Origin of the sequence: Streptomyces sp. E2N166 (assembly GCF_003671715.1) — a bacterium.
GTDB classification, from domain to species: domain Bacteria; phylum Actinomycetota; class Actinomycetes; order Streptomycetales; family Streptomycetaceae; genus Streptomyces; species Streptomyces thinghirensis.
Genome location: NZ_RAIF01000018.1, coordinates 416,861 through 435,156, shown reverse-complemented (window position 1 = coordinate 435,156; position 18,296 = coordinate 416,861). Strand labels below are relative to the sequence as shown.

Here is an 18,296-nt window from a genome sequence, read left to right as displayed (position 1 = left end):
GCATCCGCCGCTGGTACTGCCCCCGTATCTGACGGACATGACGTCGGCGGGACTCTCCACCGCGTCGGGGCTGACCGGCCACGAGGCGGTGGGCCGGGCGATCGCCTCGATCCCGGGCGGGGCGGACCGCGACGTGGCCGCGGTGGAGCGGGAGCTGGCGGGGCGGCCGGAGACCTTCTACGGCCGCGGCCGGGTCTTCACCGTGCGGGGGAGCAAAGGCGCGTACGACGTCACGGTCTCCGTCCGGCCGGACCCGGCACACGCCGCACCGGAGCCCGCCCTGTTCGAGAACCCCGGCGCCGCCTCGCCCGTCCTGCCGGCGGAACGGGCGCCGGCCGACCGGGCGGCCCGGGACGACGACACGAAGGTGGACCAACAGCACTCCTCGTCCGCCACCGTGGTGACCGACACCGCCCGCTCGAAGCAGACCGGCCTCAGCGGCTCCGGTACGGTCCTGGTCCCGACGCCCGTGCCCGGCGTCTGGGGCGGCGCGCAGCTCGCGGGCGGCCTCGGGCTGCGCAGCGACCACGACGCGCACAACACCAGGACGGTGGCCGAGCCGCGCACCCTGCGCAGCTCCGGCGGCACGGTCCGGGCGCTGCGGCACGTGCGCTTCACCGTGCGGATCAGACCGCAGGGCCCCTACGGCACCGCGCGGGTCGTGGAGTGCGACGGCACGCTCACCATGCGCGTGCCGCAGGAACACCTCGTGCCCCTCGGCACCGAACGGCCCGCCCCCGGCCCCGCCCTCTCCGAGGAGCAGCGCAAGGGCGTACGGCAGGCCACCTCGACGGCGGTCGTCGGTGTGGAGGACCGGGGCGCCCCGCACGCCGGCGGCGGGGGCCTGTTCGACCAGGTGAACGCCACCCTGCACCCGCAGGCGGCGCCCCCGGACTCCGCCGACCGCACCCGGCTCTACGAGGCGACCAGCGCCGCGACGATCCTCCAGGACCTGCCGCGCCTGCTGACCGGCTGGGTCGCGAGCGAGGACCTGTCGGCCGGCGCCGCCGGAGCCGAGAGCGCCTACCGGATGCGTGCCGACATCGTCTCCCTGACCCCCGCCTGGAAGGCCGGCCAGACCCAGCTGCGCACCCATCAGCAGACGCAGCACGGCATGGGCGCCTCCATGGGCAAGGGCATGAGCGGCATGGCGGGGGCCGGCCCCGCCGTCGGTTTCGGCGCTCCGGGCGCGGGGCCGTCCGTACGTCTCAAGACGATGCCCGGCGTCAGCTTCCGGCGGATGCGCTTCTCCTCGGCCGACCAGGCGGCGGCCACCCGGCAGGGCGCCGAGGTGCGCGGCACCAAGGCGCTGTACCTCGGCCGGATCCTGCTGACCGTCGAGGGCACCGGGCCCGCCGCGCCGGGACACACCCTCGCCCCCGCCGGCCGCACGGCCCGGCACACCGTCGACGCCTGGATCAGCATGCGGGCCGAGGAGGCCCGGCACCTGGGGCTGCCGCTGCCCGCCGGCACGGAAGCCGGCGAGCTGTTCACCAAGGCGGACCGTACGAAGGCCGACGGCACCCCCGAACTGAACGCCGACGGCGGCCCGCGCAAGACCGAACGCCATCTGCCGTTCGACGCGATGGGCTCCAGCGCCGCGCTCACCCACCTCGACACCCGCCCCCTGATCGAGACGCTGGAGCGGCTGTTCGCGTCCGACCCCCGGCTGGCCGGCTACCTGCCGCCGTTCGGCGAGGCCGCCACCGGCAGGGCCGCGGCGGGCGGTGCCGGGAACCGCACGGACGCCGAGGCGCAGCGGCGCAACTACCGGGAACTGCTGACCGTCCTGTCCGAGACCAACCTGCGCGCCAACAAGGACCAGTTGCTGTCCACCGGGGTGCCCGTGCGGCTGCGCCGCAAGTCCGGGCTGAGGTCGGACGACGTACAGGTCCGCGTCCGGGGCCGGATCGGCCCGGTCACCTACCTCGGCGACACCCCCGACTGGCTGGTGCGCAGCAGCGCCGGCGTGGGGTCGAGCGGCCAGACGGGCGGCGTGTCCGCCCGGAAGGCGGGCGTCCAGGGCGCTGTCCAGGGAACCTTGGTCCCCGGCGCGCTGTCCGCGCAGGTGGCCGCCGAGGCGGCGGTGGAGAGCAGCCGCAGCGCCCAGGGCGGCCCGGTGACCCGTACCGACTCGCTGAACAGCGGTGACGTGTCGACCAGTACGTTCGCCACCCGGCTGTGGCTCGGCGTGAACGTCACCATGACCAGCCGGGAGCGCACCGCGAAGCGGGCCCTCACCCCCGGCCGCCCCGGACGGCACACTCCGGCGGCCGAGGTGATCGCCAGTTCGGACGACCGCACCGCCGAGGCCAATCCCCTGCGAGAGCTGGGCGAGCAGGGCCAGGACGTGCGGCTGAGCGCGCCGACCGCGACCACTCTGGACGACGAGGCGTACGAGGGGCTGAACCGGCGCCGGGCCGCGGCGCGGCAGGGCCGGATCGGCAAGCTCGACGCCACCGGCATCACCGACCTGACCACTCGGCCCGCGGGCCGCGGCCTGCGGGACTGGGACTTCGTGGAGACCGTCGGGGACGCCAGGGAGATCCGGGACCTGGCCTTCATGCTGCTCGCCCAGGCCGCGCGCGGGGGCCGTGCCGACAAGCCCGGCGACACCGCCTTCGAGGCGGAGGGCCTGGCACCGCGCCTGGCGGTCGAGGACCGGTTCGGCCCGCAGGCCGTCACGGCGGCACTGCGGCAGGGCGTCAGCTCGGGCTGGGTGGTGGCGGGCCTGCGCCATCCCAGGCGGCTCGCCGCTCTGGACGGCGCGGTCGGTACCCGCTTCGCCCTCACCAACCCCCGGGTACGGCACCGGAGTACCGGCGCGGGCATGGAGAACATGGCGCTCGGCGGCCACCAGGGCTCCGGACAGCGGGCGCGGACCACGAGCAGGACGTACTCGGGCAACGCCCGGGCGATGGAGACGGGCCAGGGCTGGTCGATGTGGGAGACCCCGGCCTACCGCAACACCAGGGCCACGACCGACGCCGACAGCGCGACGCTGAGCGGCACGGTGGAACGCAACGCCGTCGCCCCGCGCAGCCGCCCGCTCTACCTCGTCCAGTGCGACCTGGCCGTCAGCATGGTCGCCGAGGTCGCCGTCAACGGCCGGGGCCCCTACACGGCGGCCAGGCAGCGGACGGTCCCCGGCAGCGTCGGCCTGTGGCTCACCGGGGCCCAACTGGCGGCGGCGGGTCTGCGCGACCCCGAGGAACGGGCGAAGGAGCAGGAGAAAACGCTCGCGCAGATGGGCCCGACCAGCCTGTTCGGCACGCCCGGCCCGGCGGCGGAGCACAGCCGTGCCAAGGACGACGGCACGGGCACCGGCGAGGACAAGGGCACGAACAAGGGCGAGGACACGGGCAAGGGCAAGGGCAGGGCCAAGGAGACCGGCGCGGGAGAGGGGGGAGGCAGGGGACGGCAGCGGGAGAGGGACACCGACACCCCGGCGGCCCCCACGCCCCTGCCCCCGCACGCCAAGGGCATGCCCATCGGCTTCGGCCTGATCGACGAACTGCCCGACTTCGTACCCCTTCTGAAGCGGCTGCGCTCGGCCGTGAAGGACCGGACCCTGGCGGAGGACCTGCTGCCCTCGCACCGGCTCGACGACCGCTTCGACAACGTGCAGCGGCTGCTGCGCGTCCTGGACCGGGCCGGCGCCACCGGCCTGCTCGCCGGGGCCATGGACGGCGGCGTGCCCGTGGAACTGCTGCGCAACAGCAGTCGGCCCGGCCGCCGTGCCAAGCCGTACCTGGCCGTGTTCCACATCCGGCGGACCGGTGCCGGTGAGATCGTCGGGCCGTCGGGCGGCGACCGCGAGATGGAGTACGCGACCGTGGCGGCCGCGCAGCGCACGAGGACCCACCAGGAGAGCGGCTCCGACGGCGTGGGCCTCGTGCTCACCGGCTCCGAGGCGTCCGGGGAGGCGGCCGCCGACCGGAGCGCCGGCGTGCTCGGGCCGGCGGCCGGCCGGTCGGCGGCCACCAGCCGGGCCGTCGCCGAGCGGGGACAGACCGGGCTGCGGGCCATCGTGGGCGAGGCGCCCTCGGTGAAGGTGCGCGTCCCGGTCACGGCCGAGCTGGAACTGCGGTCCGCCGACGGGCAGGTGGCCCGCGTCGATCTCGGCGGCGCCCTGGTGCACCGCGCCCTGGAGAAGGACCTGGCGGCCCTGGCCGACGTGACCCCGGTACCCGAGGAGCGCCTCCCGGGACGGCGGCCAAGGATCGCGCCGGGCGCGAGCGGCGCCCACCCGGCCGCGCTGGGGTTGTGGCGGGCGGCGGGGGCGAGGCTGCCGATGGAGGCGCAGGCCGACGGGTTCCGGGGTGCGCCGCAGGTGCGGGCGCTGATCGGCCGGGCGATGGCGAGCGCCGACGCGGGCACCGGCCTCGGCAAGGGGAGCGCCGCGCACTACGCGCACGGCGAGGCGGTCTCCACCGAGTGGCTGCTGGCCGCCCTGCCGCTCCTGGTGTCCGCCGGTGCCGAGCTGCCACCGGTGCACGTCTCCGGCGCCGAGGGCCGCGACGTCGACTGCGAGCTGCACGCGCGGCTGCTCGACGCCCGGCCGCTGGGCGAGAGCGAGGCGATGACCTTCGAGACGGTGGCCCAGAGTGGCCCGGAGGGCTCCCGTCCCGCGAGCGTGGAGCACCGGCAGGCGGCACGGCACGGTCGTTCGGCGGGCCTCTCGGGCGGCGGCGGGCCGGTGCGGGTCGAGCAGTCCGGCCTGACCAACGCGCCCGGCGGCGTCGGCAGCGAGGGCGGCGCCGCCGGGACGGTGGGCAACGCGGCGGGCACGGTCCCGCTCCAGAAGCCCAAGGAGACCTCGGCGCTCGTGCAGTTCACCCTGGAGTTCCGGGCCGTGGCGCGGGTGCGGCGCCGGCACACGCAGGGGGTTCGGGGCGCGGAGGCCGTCGGTGTCCGGGACGGCGTGCTGCCGGTCCCGGTGGTGATCCGGATGCCGGCGTCCGAGGCGCGGCGGTTCGCCGCGGACACCCCCTAGAGGTGCCCGTAGGGGTGCCCGCCCGCCAGGGCTGCCCCCGAGGCTGCCCTCACGGACCTGCCGGAGGCGGGGGTGCTCCGGTAAAGCTGGGTGGTCAACCGTCCGGTGTCGAAGGGAGCGTCGTGCGCGCGCACGGAACGCGGAGCCGATCGTCCGACGAGCGGGACGCGACGCACCGCCAGGTGGCCGCGGTGAGCGCGCCCGTCCAGCGGATGCTGGACCTCCAGCGCCTGGCCGGGAACGCGGCCGTGGCCCGGTCCGTCGAGACGGAGCGGCATCAGCACGGCCCGGGGTGCGGGCACGCGGGGCCGGCCGTGCAGCGCCGGGAAGCCCCGCACGAGCACGGGCCCGGCTGCGGGCACGGAGCTGTGGAGGACACCGGCCCGACGGCTCAGCGCAGCCTCCTCGACGCCGCCAGGAACACGCCGAGCACGTCGCTCCCCGGTGCGTTCCTCGCGAAGGCGAAGCCGTTCTTCCAGAACGACCGGCTCTCCGAGGGGCGCGTGCACGACAACCCGATAGCCCAGCGCGCCACCGCGGCCCTGGGCGCCGAGGCCATGACGGTCGGCAAGCACATCTTCCTCGGTCCGAAGGCCGTCGGTAACACGAAGACCCTCGCCCACGAGGCCAGCCACCTCGACAAGAACATCCGCGGCATCCCCGAGACGGGCAACAACCACGGTGCCGGCCTCACCGTCACGGACCCCGGGCAGGGCTCCGAGCGGGCGGCGGACACCGACAGCGACGCCTTCATGTCCGGGGCCGGCACCGCACCGTCCGTGGTCGCCCAGCGAAGCGTCGGGGAGCAGGCGGGCGACACGGACCAGGCCGTCCAGCGGAGCACGGGGACCGGGGGAGGCGGCACCGTGCAGCGGGCCGGGGACGACGCGCTGCGCACTGCCCGGAACCCGGCGGAGATGATCGCCGCCCTGGAGGCGTCGGGGCACTCCAAGGACGATGCCTGGGAGCTGATGCAGTACATGGGAAAGCAGCAGTTCCCCGCAGGTGAGGGACAGGTCGACTTCGACATGCTTTCCCACATCAAGGACGTCGAGAAGCACCGGATTCCCCCTGTCCGCAAGACCGCGTCCCAGGGCCTGCTGGCCAAGCGGTGGACGATCCGCCATTACACGGGTGATGACCCGAAGTCCCCGCCGACCTTCCGGGACATCATGTCGACATACGACAACGCGAAGGCCGGCGGGGCGAGCGCGAACACGAACGTCGCGGACTGGCGCTCGCTGGGCAACATCAAGTTCTCGTTCTACCTGGTGGCCGTCGACGGCAAGGTGCCCGACCGCAACTGGCTCAACAACAAGCACTGGTACGCGGAGTGGGACCTGGACAGCATTTCGGACTGCTGGGTCTCCGCGGACCTGCTGGAGCGAATGAACAAGGACATGGACGCGGACGGAGCGCGAGAGGCGCTCAAGGGAGCCCATGCGTTCCGGGGATCCGGCACGAAGCTGAAGGAGCTGCTGGCGGCCTCGGCTTTCGGAGCGGGTAACGAACCGGCCGCGGCACTGGACGCCGCGATCGGCGGAGCCTTCGAACTCAAGGTGCCGAACGGCCTGCCGGTCAGCAAGTGGCACCCGAGGTAAGAACGGGCCGCGCGGGGACGTGAGGGCAGACGGCCCGGCCCTCGCGGCCCCCCGGCCTGCCCCGGCGGATCGGGACGTGGCGTCGCCGGCGCCCGTAGCGTCGGTGTGTGAGCCTTTGGACTTCGCTGGAGCCCGCGTCCGCCACCGTTGATCCCGGCAGTAGCACGCGTGTGCGGCTGCGGGTGCGTAATACCGGTGATGTCGTTGACGAGTACCGGTTCGACCCTGTGGGGGATGTGGCGCCGTGGACGACGGTGGAGCCGCCGACGCTGCGTTTGTATCCGGGGACGACGGGGACGGTGGAGCTGACGTTTGCGCCGCCGCGTACGTCGGATGCGGTGGCGGGGCCGAATCCGTTTGCGGTGCGGATCACGCCGACGGAGCATCCGGACGCGGTGACGGTTCCGGAGGGGAATCTGACGATCACGCCGTTCACCGAGGTGCGGGCGGAGTTGGTGCCGCCGACGGTGAAGGGGCGGTTCCGGGGGCGGCCGCGGCTGGCGGTGGACAACCTGGGCAATACGAAGGTGACGGCGTCGGTTTCGGGGAGTGATACCGGGGATCATCTGTCGTACGAGATCCGTCCGGGGAATGTGCAGATCGAGCCGGGCCGGGCGGCGTTCGTGGAGACGACGCTGAAGCCGCGGCAGATCATCTGGTTCGGGTCGAAGGAGGAGCGGCCGTACTCGCTGGCGGTGCGCCGGTCGGGGGTCGAGCCGGACGAGGTCGAGGGGACGTATGTCCAGCGTGGGTTCCTGCCGGGCTGGCTGGCGGCGTTCTTCGGTATCGCGCTGGCGTTGACGATCGCGTTCGTGATGATCTGGATTGCGTACAAGCCGCAGGTCCGCACCAGTGCCACGGATCAGATCGAGCAGGCGGGCAGTGCGCTGGCGCCCAGTCCGAGCGCGAGTCCGGAGGCCCTGCCGAGCGCGGTCGAGTCGGTGCCCGAGGTGCCGAAGGCGCCTGAGCAGCCGGCCTCCGAGGAACCGAAGGGTGACGGCGGCGGAGGCAAGGGCGACGGCGCCGGCGGTGGCGGAGGCGGAGGCGGGGAGTCGAAGAAGGCCGAGCCGCCGAAGCCCCGGACCGCCGCCACGGCGGTGAAGGAGATCGCCGCGCGCAGTGAGGGCCGGCACATCTGCTACCGCGCCTATGTGGCGGACCGAGGGTGGCAGGACCCGGTGTGCGACGGCGCCGAGGCCGGCACGGTCGGCAAGGACCTGCCCGTCAAGGCCCTCAACATCGCCGTGTCCGGGACCCGGGGCACCAGCGGTAACGGAGCGCACGTCGTCGAGGGCTGGGCGACCGGCGACAAGTGGGCGAGTGCCGCCGACGGCAAGGACATGTATCTCGGGAGCACCAAGGAGGCGCTCTCGGCCCTTGAGGGCTTCACGATCAAGACCACAGAGGGCGCCGTCTGCGCGAACACCCATGTGCAGAACAGGGGCTGGCTGAACCAGGGCTGCACCGAGCCCGCGGACTGGCGGTACTTCGGCAGTGAGATGGGCAAGAAGCTTCGGTTGGAGGCCGTCCGTCTCACCGTGTGAGCGCCCGTAGGGGCAACCGGGTCTGCCCCGGCGGCTCGTGACGCGACACCGGTACGCGCGTAGCGTCGGCGCGTGAGCCTTTGGACTTCGCTGGAGCCCGCGTCCGCCACCGTTGATCCCGGCAGTAGCACGCGTGTGCGGCTGCGGGTGCGTAATACCGGTGATGTCGTTGACGAGTACCGGTTCGACCCTGTGGGGGATGTGGCGCCGTGGACGACGGTGGAGCCGCCGACGCTGCGTTTGTATCCGGGGACGACGGGGACGGTGGAGCTGACGTTTGCGCCGCCGCGTACGTCGGATGCGGTGGCGGGGCCGAATCCGTTTGCGGTGCGGATCACGCCGACGGAGCATCCGGACGCGGTGACGGTTCCGGAGGGGAATCTGACGATCACGCCGTTCACCGAGGTGCGGGCGGAGTTGGTGCCGCCGACGGTGAAGGGGCGGTTCCGGGGGCGGCCGCGGCTGGCGGTGGACAACCTGGGCAATACGAAGGTGACGGCGTCGGTTTCGGGGAGTGATACCGGGGATCATCTGTCGTACGAGATCCGTCCGGGGAATGTGCAGATCGAGCCGGGCCGGGCGGCGTTCGTGGAGACGACGCTGAAGCCGCGGCAGATCATCTGGTTCGGGTCGAAGGAGGAGCGGCCGTACTCGCTGGCGGTGCGCCGGTCGGGGGTCGAGCCGGACGAGGTCGAGGGGACGTATGTCCAGCGTGGGTTCCTGCCGGGCTGGCTGGCGGCGTTCTTCGGTATCGCGCTGGCGTTGACGATCGCGTTCGTGATGATCTGGATTGCGTACAAGCCGCAGGTCCGCACCAGTGCCACGGATCAGATCGAGCAGGCGGGCAGTGCGCTGGCGCCCAGTCCGAGCGCGAGTCCGGAGGCCCTGCCGAGCGCGGTCGAGTCGGTGCCCGAGGTGCCGAAGGCGCCTGAGCAGCCGGCCTCCGAGGAACCGAAGGGTGACGGCGGCGGAGGCAAGGGCGACGGCGCCGGCGGTGGCGGAGGCGGAGGCGGGGAGCCCAAGAAGCCCGCGAAGAAGAAGCCCGTGGTGCCCGCCGAGAACGTCCTGCTGCGCAACACCGCCAGCGACATGTGCGCCGAACTTCCCGGACGTGAGGAGGGGAAGATCAACGGCCCCGTCCAGCAGGCCGTCTGTGACGGCACCGACGGGGACAACCAGGTCTGGGACCTCGAGGTGCAGGCCGAGAAGGGCCCCGCCGGCGTGGCTCTCTTCCAGATCCGGAACATCAAGGACCAGCTCTGCATGGACCTGGGCGAGTACGGGTCCCGGCCCGTCGGAACGCCCGTCGCCGAGTTCCACTGCGACGGCACGACCGCGGACAACCAGCTCTGGTGGATCGACAAGCAGCCGAGCGGTGACTACTGGATCCGGAACTTCGCCAGCAACAACACGTGCTTGGACGTGGACGACGCCAACGGTCCCCTCTTCGCCCGGCTGAGGATCTCCACCTGCACGAGCAGCGGCGACCAGGAGTGGAAGATCGCCCCGGTGAAGAAGGACTGACGTCGAGGGGGACCGACGGTCACCAGCCGCCTTCGCCGGGCACCAGCCGCCCGGCCTTGCGGTACTCGCGGCGGGCGCCCTCCAGGAGGTCGCCCGCCGTCACGTGGTCCCCGCGTCCGGCGGCGAGGTACGCGGCGGTGACCACCGCGCTGCGGATAGACCCGCCGGCCAGCTCGAAGTCCCGGGCCAGCGGGGCCGGGTCGATGTCGTCGGCGGACGGGACGTGCGACAGGCCGTGCCGCCACAGCGCGAGCCGCTGACCGGTGTCGGGGAACGGGAAGTCGACCACCAGGTCCAGACGCCGGGTGAACGCCTCGTCGATGTTGGCGCGCAGGTTGGTGGTGAGCAGGGCGATGCCGTCGAAGGACTCCAGACGCTGGAGCAGGTAGGCGCTCTCCATGTTGGCGTACCGGTCGTGCGAGTCCTTGACCTCGGAGCGCTTGCCGAAGACGGCGTCGGCCTCGTCGAAGAGGAGCACGGCGTCGGTGCGGTCGGCCTCCGTGAAGATCCGTTCGAGGTTCTTCTCGGTCTCGCCGACGTACTTGTCCACGATCGACGACAGCTGGACCACGTAGAGGTCGAGGCCCAGGTCGGCCGCCACCACCTCCGCCGACAGGGTCTTGCCGGTGCCGGACTCGCCCGCGAACAGGCCGAGGACGCCCCGGCCGCGTCCACCGCCCGCGCTGAGCCGCCAGTCGCCGAGGACGCGGTCCCGGTGGCGGGCGCGCAGGGCGAGTTCGCGCAGCTGGGTGAGGGGCGCTTCGGGCAGGACCAGGTCCCGCCAGTCCACGGCGGGACGGATCCGCCGGGCATGGCTCTCCAGGCCGGAGGCCGACTGCCGGCGGGCCGCGAGCCGGACGTGGCCGGCGGTGACCGGGCCGCCGTCGAAGGCGGCGAGGGCGCGGGCGGCGTGCGCGGCCCGCTGGATCCGGTCGCCGCCCAGGCGGTAGGGGGCGACGGCGGTGGCCAGGTCGAAGCCGTCGGCGTCCGGCCCCAGCGCGGCCCGCCAGGCGGCCGCTCCGCCGGCCCGGCGGCCCGGCGCGTCCAGGACCACCGGGTCGTGGGGTGCCCAGTGCGGGTCGTACGGGCGGGGGTCCGTCAGCAGTACGGTCACGTCCGTCGCCGCGGTCAGCGCCCTGACCAGCGGCCCCGGTTGGCCGGGCAGGCCGGACACCACGACGGCCCGGCCGCCGAGCCGTGCCTCGCGCAGCAGGTCGGGAAGGAAGGAGAGGTCGTCCCCCGGTCCCGAGCAGCACAGCGCGTCGAGGCCCGCGGCGCGCAGTACGGAGGCCAGGGCGGCCAGGCCGTCACCCTCGCGCTGTTCGCGCAGGTAGACGGTGAGCGGGCCGTCGTGCAGACGTGCGGCCAGCCGGCGCGTGAAGTCCTCGGCGTCGGCCCCCGCGGGCAACGGGTCCGGCATCGGGTGCAGCCGGCCGAGGAGCGCGGCGTCCGGGGTGTCGTCGCCCAGCAGATGGCCGGCCAGCCGGTCCGGGACCCGCAACGAGCGGGTGAGGAAGGGCCGCTCGGGCTCCTCGACCTCCAGCAGTCCGAGCGCGCGCAGCGGTGCCGAGGCGTGGAAGCGGCCCCGGGCCGCCGCCAGGTGGGCGGGCACCCCGCACAGGTCGAGGGCGAGGCCCACGGTGGCGCGGCGGCGGCTCACGTCGTCGTTGAGGTAGCCGTAGAGCGGCTCGAAGGTGCGGTCGACGTCGGGGGCGAGCGCGATGAGCAGGACGGCGGTGTCCAGCTCGGTCAGCCCCGCCCGCCCGGCCAGCAGCGCCAGCCGGTCGCCGGGACCGGCCGGGTCGTCGGCGGACGCGTGTGGCGGGGCGGCGTCGGCGCCTTCGGGGGCTTCGGCGGACGGCCAGGTGCGCAGCAGGTGGCGTACGGCGTCGTCGGACAGGTACAGGCCGCGCAGCGGGTCCTCGGCCGTGGGGTCGCCGGAGGCGCGGTGCTCGACCAGCGCGGTCACCCGTTCCCGCAGGCCGGCGAGGTGGGCGAGCAGGGCGTGCGCGGGACCGTCGTGCGGGTCGTACGACTCGGACGGGTCGCACGACTCGGACGGGTCGTGAGCCGGGGTGCCCGGGGCGGCTGCCGTCGCGTCCTCGGTGGGGGCGCTCACCGCTGGTCCGTGCGGCGGTTCACCGCGTCCTCGCGTGAGGTCGCGTCCTTGCGAAGGGTCGTGTCCTTGCGTGAGGCCGCGTTCTTGCGGGCGGCGCGGGCGGCGGCCACCTGGTGGGGACGGTGGGCGCGTTCGCTGGACTGCGCCGGTGCGCCGGGCAGTTCGCGCACCCGGACCAGCGCGCCCTCGGTGACCGGGGGCCCGGCGTCGTACTCCGGGAAGGCGGGGAAGGGTGCGGTCACCACCAGGTCCAGGGAGGGTTTCAGCTCGCCGCCGAGGGCGGACCAGATCTCGGCGAGGGAACGGGACTCCGTCTGGGTGCCGGCCACCGTCAGCGGCATCGACAGCCCCAGTGCCCGCAGCGAGGCGGGGAGTTCGGAGGGCGACAGGACCTCGCGCGGCAGCAGGGTCGCCAGTACGGCGGACAGCAGCCGGTGTTCGTCCTGCGGGGTCTTCGTCCAGGCCGTCACCAGGTACGACAGCCGGAACCAGCGCGGCGGCCGGCGGCGTCGCACCTCGATGTCCCGTTCGTCGCGGACCGACATGTGTCCGCTCTGACGCCGGGCCACGTCCTCGCGGATGTCGTACATGTAGGCGTTGACCACGGGGGCGTTGCGCCGGGCCGCCCAGTCACGGGTGGGTGCCTCGAAGGACACGTCGATGCCCGAGCCCGTCAGCGCGCCGCCGCCGAGGAGGCTCTTGAGGACCTCGTCCACCTCGTGGATCACTCTTGCGCTCCCGCCCTGCCGTCTCGCCGCAGCCGTCCGCCACTGTCCGTCACCGATCGTGCCCCGGGCGCCGCCCCGCCCGCAGGCGCGCCGGGGACGGCGGCCGGGCAGGCCGGTGTGCCCGTGCGGCCCCGAGGGGTCGCCTTCGATTGCCCGTTCGGTCAGATGTAGCCTTCCCGCAGGGCATAGGCCACGGCGTGCGCCCGGTTGCGCAGATGGAGGCGCGTGGTAAGTCCGTGCATGACGTTCTTGACGGTCCGTTCGGAGTAGGACAGCTTGCCGGCGATCTCTCCGGTGTCGAGGCCCTCGGCGACCAGTCGCAGGACGTCCACCTCGCGGGGTGCGAGACCCAGCGAGGGGGCGCCGGGGCGGCCCGCCGCGCCCCGGTGCAGGGTGCCCACCTGGCTGATGAGCCGGCCGAGCAGGTCGGCGGGCAGGTCGCCGTCGCCGCGGGACGCGGCCAGCACCGCCTGCACCAGGCGGTGGGCGGTGGCCTCGTGCCGCCAGACGATGGCACCGACGCCGCACTCGACCACGTCCAGCAGTTCGCTCTCCCGGATCGCGCCGACCACGAGCACGGCGCGCGCGCCCTCGCTGCGCACGATCCGGCGCAGCCGGGTGAGCGCCGCCTCGTCGAGCGCGTCCTCGATGAGCAGGGCCACCGTGCCGGGGCCGGACTCCTCGCGCAGATCGATCTCCGGGTGGCGGCGCAACTGGCTGACCGCGCCCTCGCGGCTGATCGGGTCCGGAGCGGACACCGCCACCGGGACGCGCCGGTCGGCGACGCCGGCGGATCCGTCGGCGCCGAGGCTGGATGTGGTGGTGGTCCGGGGTGAGTTGAACAACCGTTTCCCCCCTGTTCACGAGCCCGCCGTTCGGCGCAGGCCGGTAGCGGATGAGCGTGTTCCACACTTCTGTGACGGCTGGGGCTGCGCAATCGTGGAGCACCACGAGGCACACCACGAGACCAGCGCGGAGATCCTCTCGGACGGGCCGCCGGGCGGACGTTCCAGCAGGTCAGGAGGGTCTCGCGCAAAGGCGCGCGGGTCCGTGGCGGCGGACGCGCACCACCGTGAGCCTCACCACAGACACAGGCACAGGCACCGTCCGGGCCATGGGAGGCCGTTCCTGTTGGTGGGCCACCTCACACCACCCGCGTCCGCATTCCCACGTCTCACATGCCGGGGGAGCACCATCCACCACAGGAGGCACCGATGACCGGACCGCTCCGCGAACGCGACGACGCCCTGGCGCTGCTCACGGCCGAGACCGAGCGCACCCGGGCCGGCACCGGCGGCCTCGTCCTGCTGCGCGGTGCCACCGGCACCGGCCGCACCGCCGTACTCGAGGCCGCCGCCCGGCAGGCCGCGGACCTCGGCCTGCGGGTGCTGCGGGCCCGCTGCTCACCCGAGGACACCGGCGTCCCCTTCGCCACGGTCCTCCAGCTCCTCGGCCCGGTACCGGAGTTCACGGACCTGGCGCCGGGCGGCGACGACCGCGGCAGCGCGGCCCGGTTGTGGCGGCTGCTGCGCTCGTACGCGGACGAGGGCCCGCTGCTGGTCGCCGTGGACGACGTCCACCTGGCCGACGACGCCTCGCGGCGCTGGCTGGTCGAGGCGGCCCGGCGCGTCGACCGATTACCGGTACTGCTGGTGGCCACCGAGCGCAGCCAGTACGACATCGAACCGCGGCCCGCCGGACTCACGCAGGCCCTGTCACCCTCCCTCGTGCGCACCCACACCCTCGCCCCGCTCAGCGACGCGGCGGCGGCCGGACTGGTCCGCGCCGTCTTTCCCGCGGCCGGACCGCGCTGGACGCGGGAGTGCGTACGGGCCGGCGCCGGCAGCCCGCTGCTCCTGCACGCCCTGCTCGACGACCTCGGCGGCATCCCGCGGCAGGACGGCGCCGCACCCGACGGCGCCCCGCCCCTGCCCGACACCTGCGCCGCCTTGTACCCCGGGACCTACCCGGCGGCCGTCTCCTGGTGGCTGAACAGCGCCGGCCCCGCGACGGCCGACGTGGCCCGCTGCCTCGCGGCACTGGAACAGGCGTGGCCAACGGGCACGGACGGCGACCCGGCACCCGGCCCGGCGGACCCGCCGGACGGACGCGGGGCGGCCGGGCGTGCCCTCACATCCCCCGACGATCTGCTCGCCGAGGCGGCCGGTGCCGATCCCGCCCGGGTCGCCGGGTGGCTCGCCGCGATGACCCGGCTGGGACTGCTGCGACCGGACGCCGCCGGCCGCCCCCGCTACGCGCACCCGCTGCTGCGCGACGCCGTGCTCACCGGCTGGCCCAGGCCCCGCCGGGAGGCGGCGCACCGGGCGGCCGCGGAGGCGATGCTGCGCCGGGGCGGCCGGGTCGAGGCGGTCGCCCGGCATCTGCTGCGGACGCCGGCCGTCGGCCTGCCCTGGGCGCTGCGCGTCCTGCGTGACGCGGTCACGGTCGCCGTGCACGACGCCCGGCCCGACGACGCCGTCGGTTATCTGCGCCGGGTGCTGGACGAGCCGCTGCCGGACGACCTCCGCCAGCGGCTGCTGACCGAACTGGGTTCCCTGGAGTACGCGTCGGCCGACACCCCGGCGGCCATCGCGCGCCTCGCCGAGGCGCAGCACCTGCCGGCCGATCCCCGCAACCGGGTGCGTACGGCCGTCGCCCTCGGCACCGCGCTGGCCGGCCGCGGCGAGATCCGCACCGCCATGGAGGTGCTGCGGCGAACGGAGGGCCGCCTGTCCGGTCACCCGGGTCTGACCCGCACCGTGCAGACCGCCGGCGCGCTGCTGTCCGACGAGGACCTGGCGACCCGGCAGGAGGTGTACCGGTGGCTGTGCGAGACCGGCGAGAACTCCCCGGAACTGGTGGGCACCGCCGGACAGGCCCTGCTCGTGCGGTACGCGGCGACGGCCGCGCTGATCTCTGCCGAGGAGGCCATGACCCGCGTACGGGCCCTGCTCGCACAGCCCACCGACCCGCTCGCCGAGCCCTTCCTGCTGGGCACGGCCGCCGCGGTCGCCCAGTGGGCCGACGAACTCGACGAGGCGGACCGGCTCGTGGAGCGCGGCCTCGCCGGACAGCACCCTGCCCTGCTGCACCCGATGCAGCACGCGCTTCTCAACACCCGCGCGGACATCGCCGGGGCACGCGGCGACCACGCCCGGCTGCTCGCCGCCGGCGGCGCGGCGGGGAGCCCGGCACCGTCCCGCACCGGGCCCTCCAACCGGGACGCCCACACGGTGATGGCGCTGGTCCACACCGGCCGCACCGACGAGGCACAGCGCTTCGCCGACCGGTTCGACCTGCGCGAGGTGCCGGAGAACTGGGAGCTGAACCGCTTCCTGTACGCCCGGGGCGTGCTGCGCGCCGCCACCGGCGACCCGGCGGGCGCGCTCCACGACTTCCTGGAGTGCGGACGGCGCCAGACCGCCCGCGAGGTGGTCAGCCCGGTCGTCACCCCGTGGCGGACGGCGATCGCGGAATGCCGGCTGGCGCTGGGCGGCGGTCAGGAGGCACTGGCCCTGGCGACGGAGGAACTGCGGCTGGCCCGGGTGTGGAACACCTCTCGGACGGTGGGCCGCGCCCTGCGCGTGCTGGGCACCGCGACCGGCGGGCGGCGCGGCCTGGAGCTGGCCGAGGAGGCCGTACGAACCCTGCGGGACGCGCCCGTCGACACCCACGTGGAGCTGGTCGAGGCGCTCATCGCCCAGGGCCGTCAGCTCGCCGCCACCGGCGACCGCGGGCGCGCGCGCGACTGCCTGCGCGAGGCGGCTGAGCTGGCCGAACGCAAGGGCGCCCTGCGACTGCTCGCCACGGCCGGGGAGGCCCTGCGCGAGAGCGGCGCCCGGGGCGCGGTCACGGCGCGGACCGGTTCCGGGGCGCTGACCGGCAGCGAGCGCCGTATCGCCGAACTGGCCGCCGACGGACGTACGAACACCGAGATCGCCGACCTGCTGCACCTGGCAAGGCGCACCGTGGAGACCCACCTGACCAGCACGTACCGGAAACTGCGGATACGCCGCAGGACCGAGCTGCCCGGTGCGCTGGGCGGAGCCGGCCGGCCCAGGGAAGAGCACCCCACCGCACGGACCGTTCAGGACACCGCGCGGCACACCGCCCAGGACACCACACGAAGCACCGCACCGAACATCGCACGGAACACCGCACCGGACACCACGCGGCGCACCGCACCGGACACCACGCGGCACACCGCTCAGGACTGAGGATCGGCGGGTGCGAGCCGCCCCTCCGCAGCCCGCAGCCTGCTGTCGTCCGCCGTCTCGGCGACCAGCCGCCGGGCGACCTGCTCGGGCATCCGGACCACCACCGGCGCGGGCAGGGTCAGTTCCCGTACCGCCGTCCCGGTCCGGTGCGTGCCGCGGGCCACGACCCGCGCCACCACTCTCACGTCCACCGTGAACTGGACGAGGACGGACCGCTGCTTGGGCTTGTGCACCGGCAGCGAGCCGGAGCCGTTCGCCGTCATGTCGGCCGCCCCGCCCGCGCTGTCCGCGTTGGCCAGGGCCTGGTTGAGCCGGAACTCGGTGGCGTTGAGAAGCCCCGCACCGAACAGCCCGCGCCCCGCCCGCCCGCGGTCCGCCGAGTACTGGCCGTCCTCCTGGGTGGGCCTGGGGCCCTCCGGGCCGCTGGGCGCGATCGCCTCGAACGACATCGCGGCGCCGGTGCCGAGCACCTTGCCGGCGCGCAGCCGCGCGTGCACCGAAGCCCGCAGATCCTGGCCCTGGAGCCCGCCGGCGTGCACCGGCGGCAGCTCGGCCCCCGCATTGGTCAGCAGCGGCAGCGCCGAGATCAACCACTCGGTGGAGACGGCTTCCTGAAGGGTGTACGCGGCGGACTGCCCCGTGTCGCGGTAACGGTGTCCACCGCCTGCCTCCTTCACCGCCGCGGCCACCAACTGCCGTACCTGCGAAGCCCCCTGAAAGCCGTTGACCTGGGCCTCCAGCGGCAGCCGGACGCCCCCGTCGCGCCAGGCGCCGAGCCGTGCCGGGTCGGCGTCCGCGGCGGCCGGCGGCCGTTCGCCGGCCGGCCGAGCGGTGACCGGCTCCAGCCGGGCCAGGGCCGTCAGGTCGTCCTTCGGCACACGGTGTGTCAGCTCCCTGCGCCCCAACTGGGCGAGAGCCATCCGGCCCTTCGCGGAGTGCAGCTCCAGCGAGGCGTCGACCGGCACGCGCATCCTGGCCGGACCGGTGGCGGAGTCGGCGACCAGCTTCATGCCCACCTGGGCTCGGGAGACCGAGCCCTTGCGCTGCGAGTCGGCCGTGGCGGCGCCCAGGCCCGCGACCCCGCCCGTGCTCTTGAGCACCCCGGCACCGCCCTCCGGTTTGGCGGACCCGGCGAGGACCCCCTCCGCGCCGAGTGAGCCGCCCTGCTCCTGGGAGTCCGTCCGCTGGGCGGTGGCCGAGGTGATGTACTCCATGTCCCGCTTGTCGGTCGCCATCCCGGCGAACCTGCCGGGACCCGCCCGGCGGACCCGGAACACCGCCCAGTACGGCGTCCTGCGGCCGTCGAACAGCTCCACGGTGACGCCGCCGTCCATGGCGCTCGACAGGAGCCCCTCGGCGCCGTCCCGGTCCAGGACGCGCAGCAGCCGCTGCACGTTGTCGTTGGGGTCGTCCAGCTGCCGGTGCGGCAGCAGGTCCGCCGCCAGGGACTTGTCACGGCGGGCGAGGGCGGCGCGCAGCTCCGTCAGCAGCGGCACGAAGTTCGGCGGGTTCTCGATCATGCCCATGCCGAGGGGCAGGCGGGCGTCGAGGTCGGGCACGGGCCGCG

Annotated in this window: 8 protein-coding genes and 1 pseudogene; 5 read left to right on the top strand and 4 right to left on the bottom strand. The window is 74.4% G+C overall.

Features of this window, described 5'->3' with window-relative positions:
• Positions 1 to 37 precede the first annotated feature (37 nt).
• The 4 genes from EBH09_RS16265 (at position 38) to EBH09_RS16245 (ending at position 9,665) form a co-directional block, all read left to right on the top strand.
• Positions 38 to 4,996, top strand: coding sequence for a hypothetical protein (locus EBH09_RS16265; protein WP_153182667.1), 4,959 nt, complete (start codon positions 38 to 40; stop codon positions 4,994 to 4,996).
• A 191-nt stretch (positions 4,997 to 5,187) separates the two neighbouring features.
• On the top strand, positions 5,188 to 6,597 hold the full coding sequence (locus EBH09_RS38950; protein ID WP_238697332.1) for a DUF4157 domain-containing protein: 1,410 nt from the start codon (positions 5,188 to 5,190) through the stop codon (positions 6,595 to 6,597).
• A gap of 107 nt (positions 6,598 to 6,704) precedes the next feature.
• On the top strand, positions 6,705 to 8,141 hold the full coding sequence (locus EBH09_RS16250; RefSeq protein WP_121747708.1) for a hydrolase: 1,437 nt from the start codon (positions 6,705 to 6,707) through the stop codon (positions 8,139 to 8,141).
• 72 nt (positions 8,142 to 8,213) lie between these two features.
• Complete coding sequence (locus EBH09_RS16245) at positions 8,214 to 9,665, top strand: RICIN domain-containing protein (RefSeq protein ID WP_121747707.1); 1,452 nt, start codon at positions 8,214 to 8,216, stop codon at positions 9,663 to 9,665.
• A gap of 19 nt (positions 9,666 to 9,684) precedes the next feature.
• Here EBH09_RS16245 and EBH09_RS16240 read toward each other — a convergent pair whose 3' ends face one another.
• The 3 genes from EBH09_RS16240 to EBH09_RS16230 all read right to left on the bottom strand — a co-directional run bounded on the left by EBH09_RS16240 (position 9,685) and on the right by EBH09_RS16230 (position 13,276).
• Entirely contained in the window at positions 9,685 to 11,667 is a 1,983-nt protein-coding gene (locus tag EBH09_RS16240) for an ATP-binding protein (protein WP_238697344.1), read from the bottom strand.
• Positions 11,668 to 11,780: 113 nt separating this feature from the next.
• The gene (locus EBH09_RS16235; protein WP_121747705.1) at positions 11,781 to 12,512 is read right to left on the bottom strand and encodes a DUF4255 domain-containing protein; all 732 of its coding nucleotides are present in this window, start codon (positions 12,510 to 12,512) and stop codon (positions 11,781 to 11,783) included.
• A 161-nt stretch (positions 12,513 to 12,673) separates the two neighbouring features.
• A complete protein-coding gene (locus tag EBH09_RS16230) occupies positions 12,674 to 13,276 on the bottom strand; it encodes a LuxR C-terminal-related transcriptional regulator (protein WP_121747832.1) in 603 nt (200 codons plus the stop codon).
• Positions 13,277 to 13,726: 450 nt separating this feature from the next.
• On the opposite strand from EBH09_RS16230, the gene EBH09_RS16220 reads away from it, so the two are divergent.
• Positions 13,727 to 16,729, top strand: a complete 3,003-nt coding sequence (locus tag EBH09_RS16220) for an AAA family ATPase (protein ID WP_121747704.1) — start codon at positions 13,727 to 13,729, stop codon at positions 16,727 to 16,729.
• Here the strand turns inward: EBH09_RS16220 and EBH09_RS16215 are convergent.
• Positions 16,720 to 18,296, bottom strand: a pseudogene (locus tag EBH09_RS16215) (hypothetical protein); the annotation flags it as partial. The gene EBH09_RS16220 and the pseudogene EBH09_RS16215 overlap by 10 nt on opposite strands.

Bases quoted from the DNA above. Each gene is read 5' to 3' on its own strand.
- EBH09_RS16265 (WP_153182667.1), top strand. From the start codon at position 38: ATGACGTCGGCGGGACTCTCCACCGCGTCGGGGCTGACCGGCCACGAG.
- EBH09_RS16220 (WP_121747704.1), top strand. From the start codon at position 13,727: ATGACCGGACCGCTCCGCGAACGCGACGACGCCCTGGCGCTGCTCACG.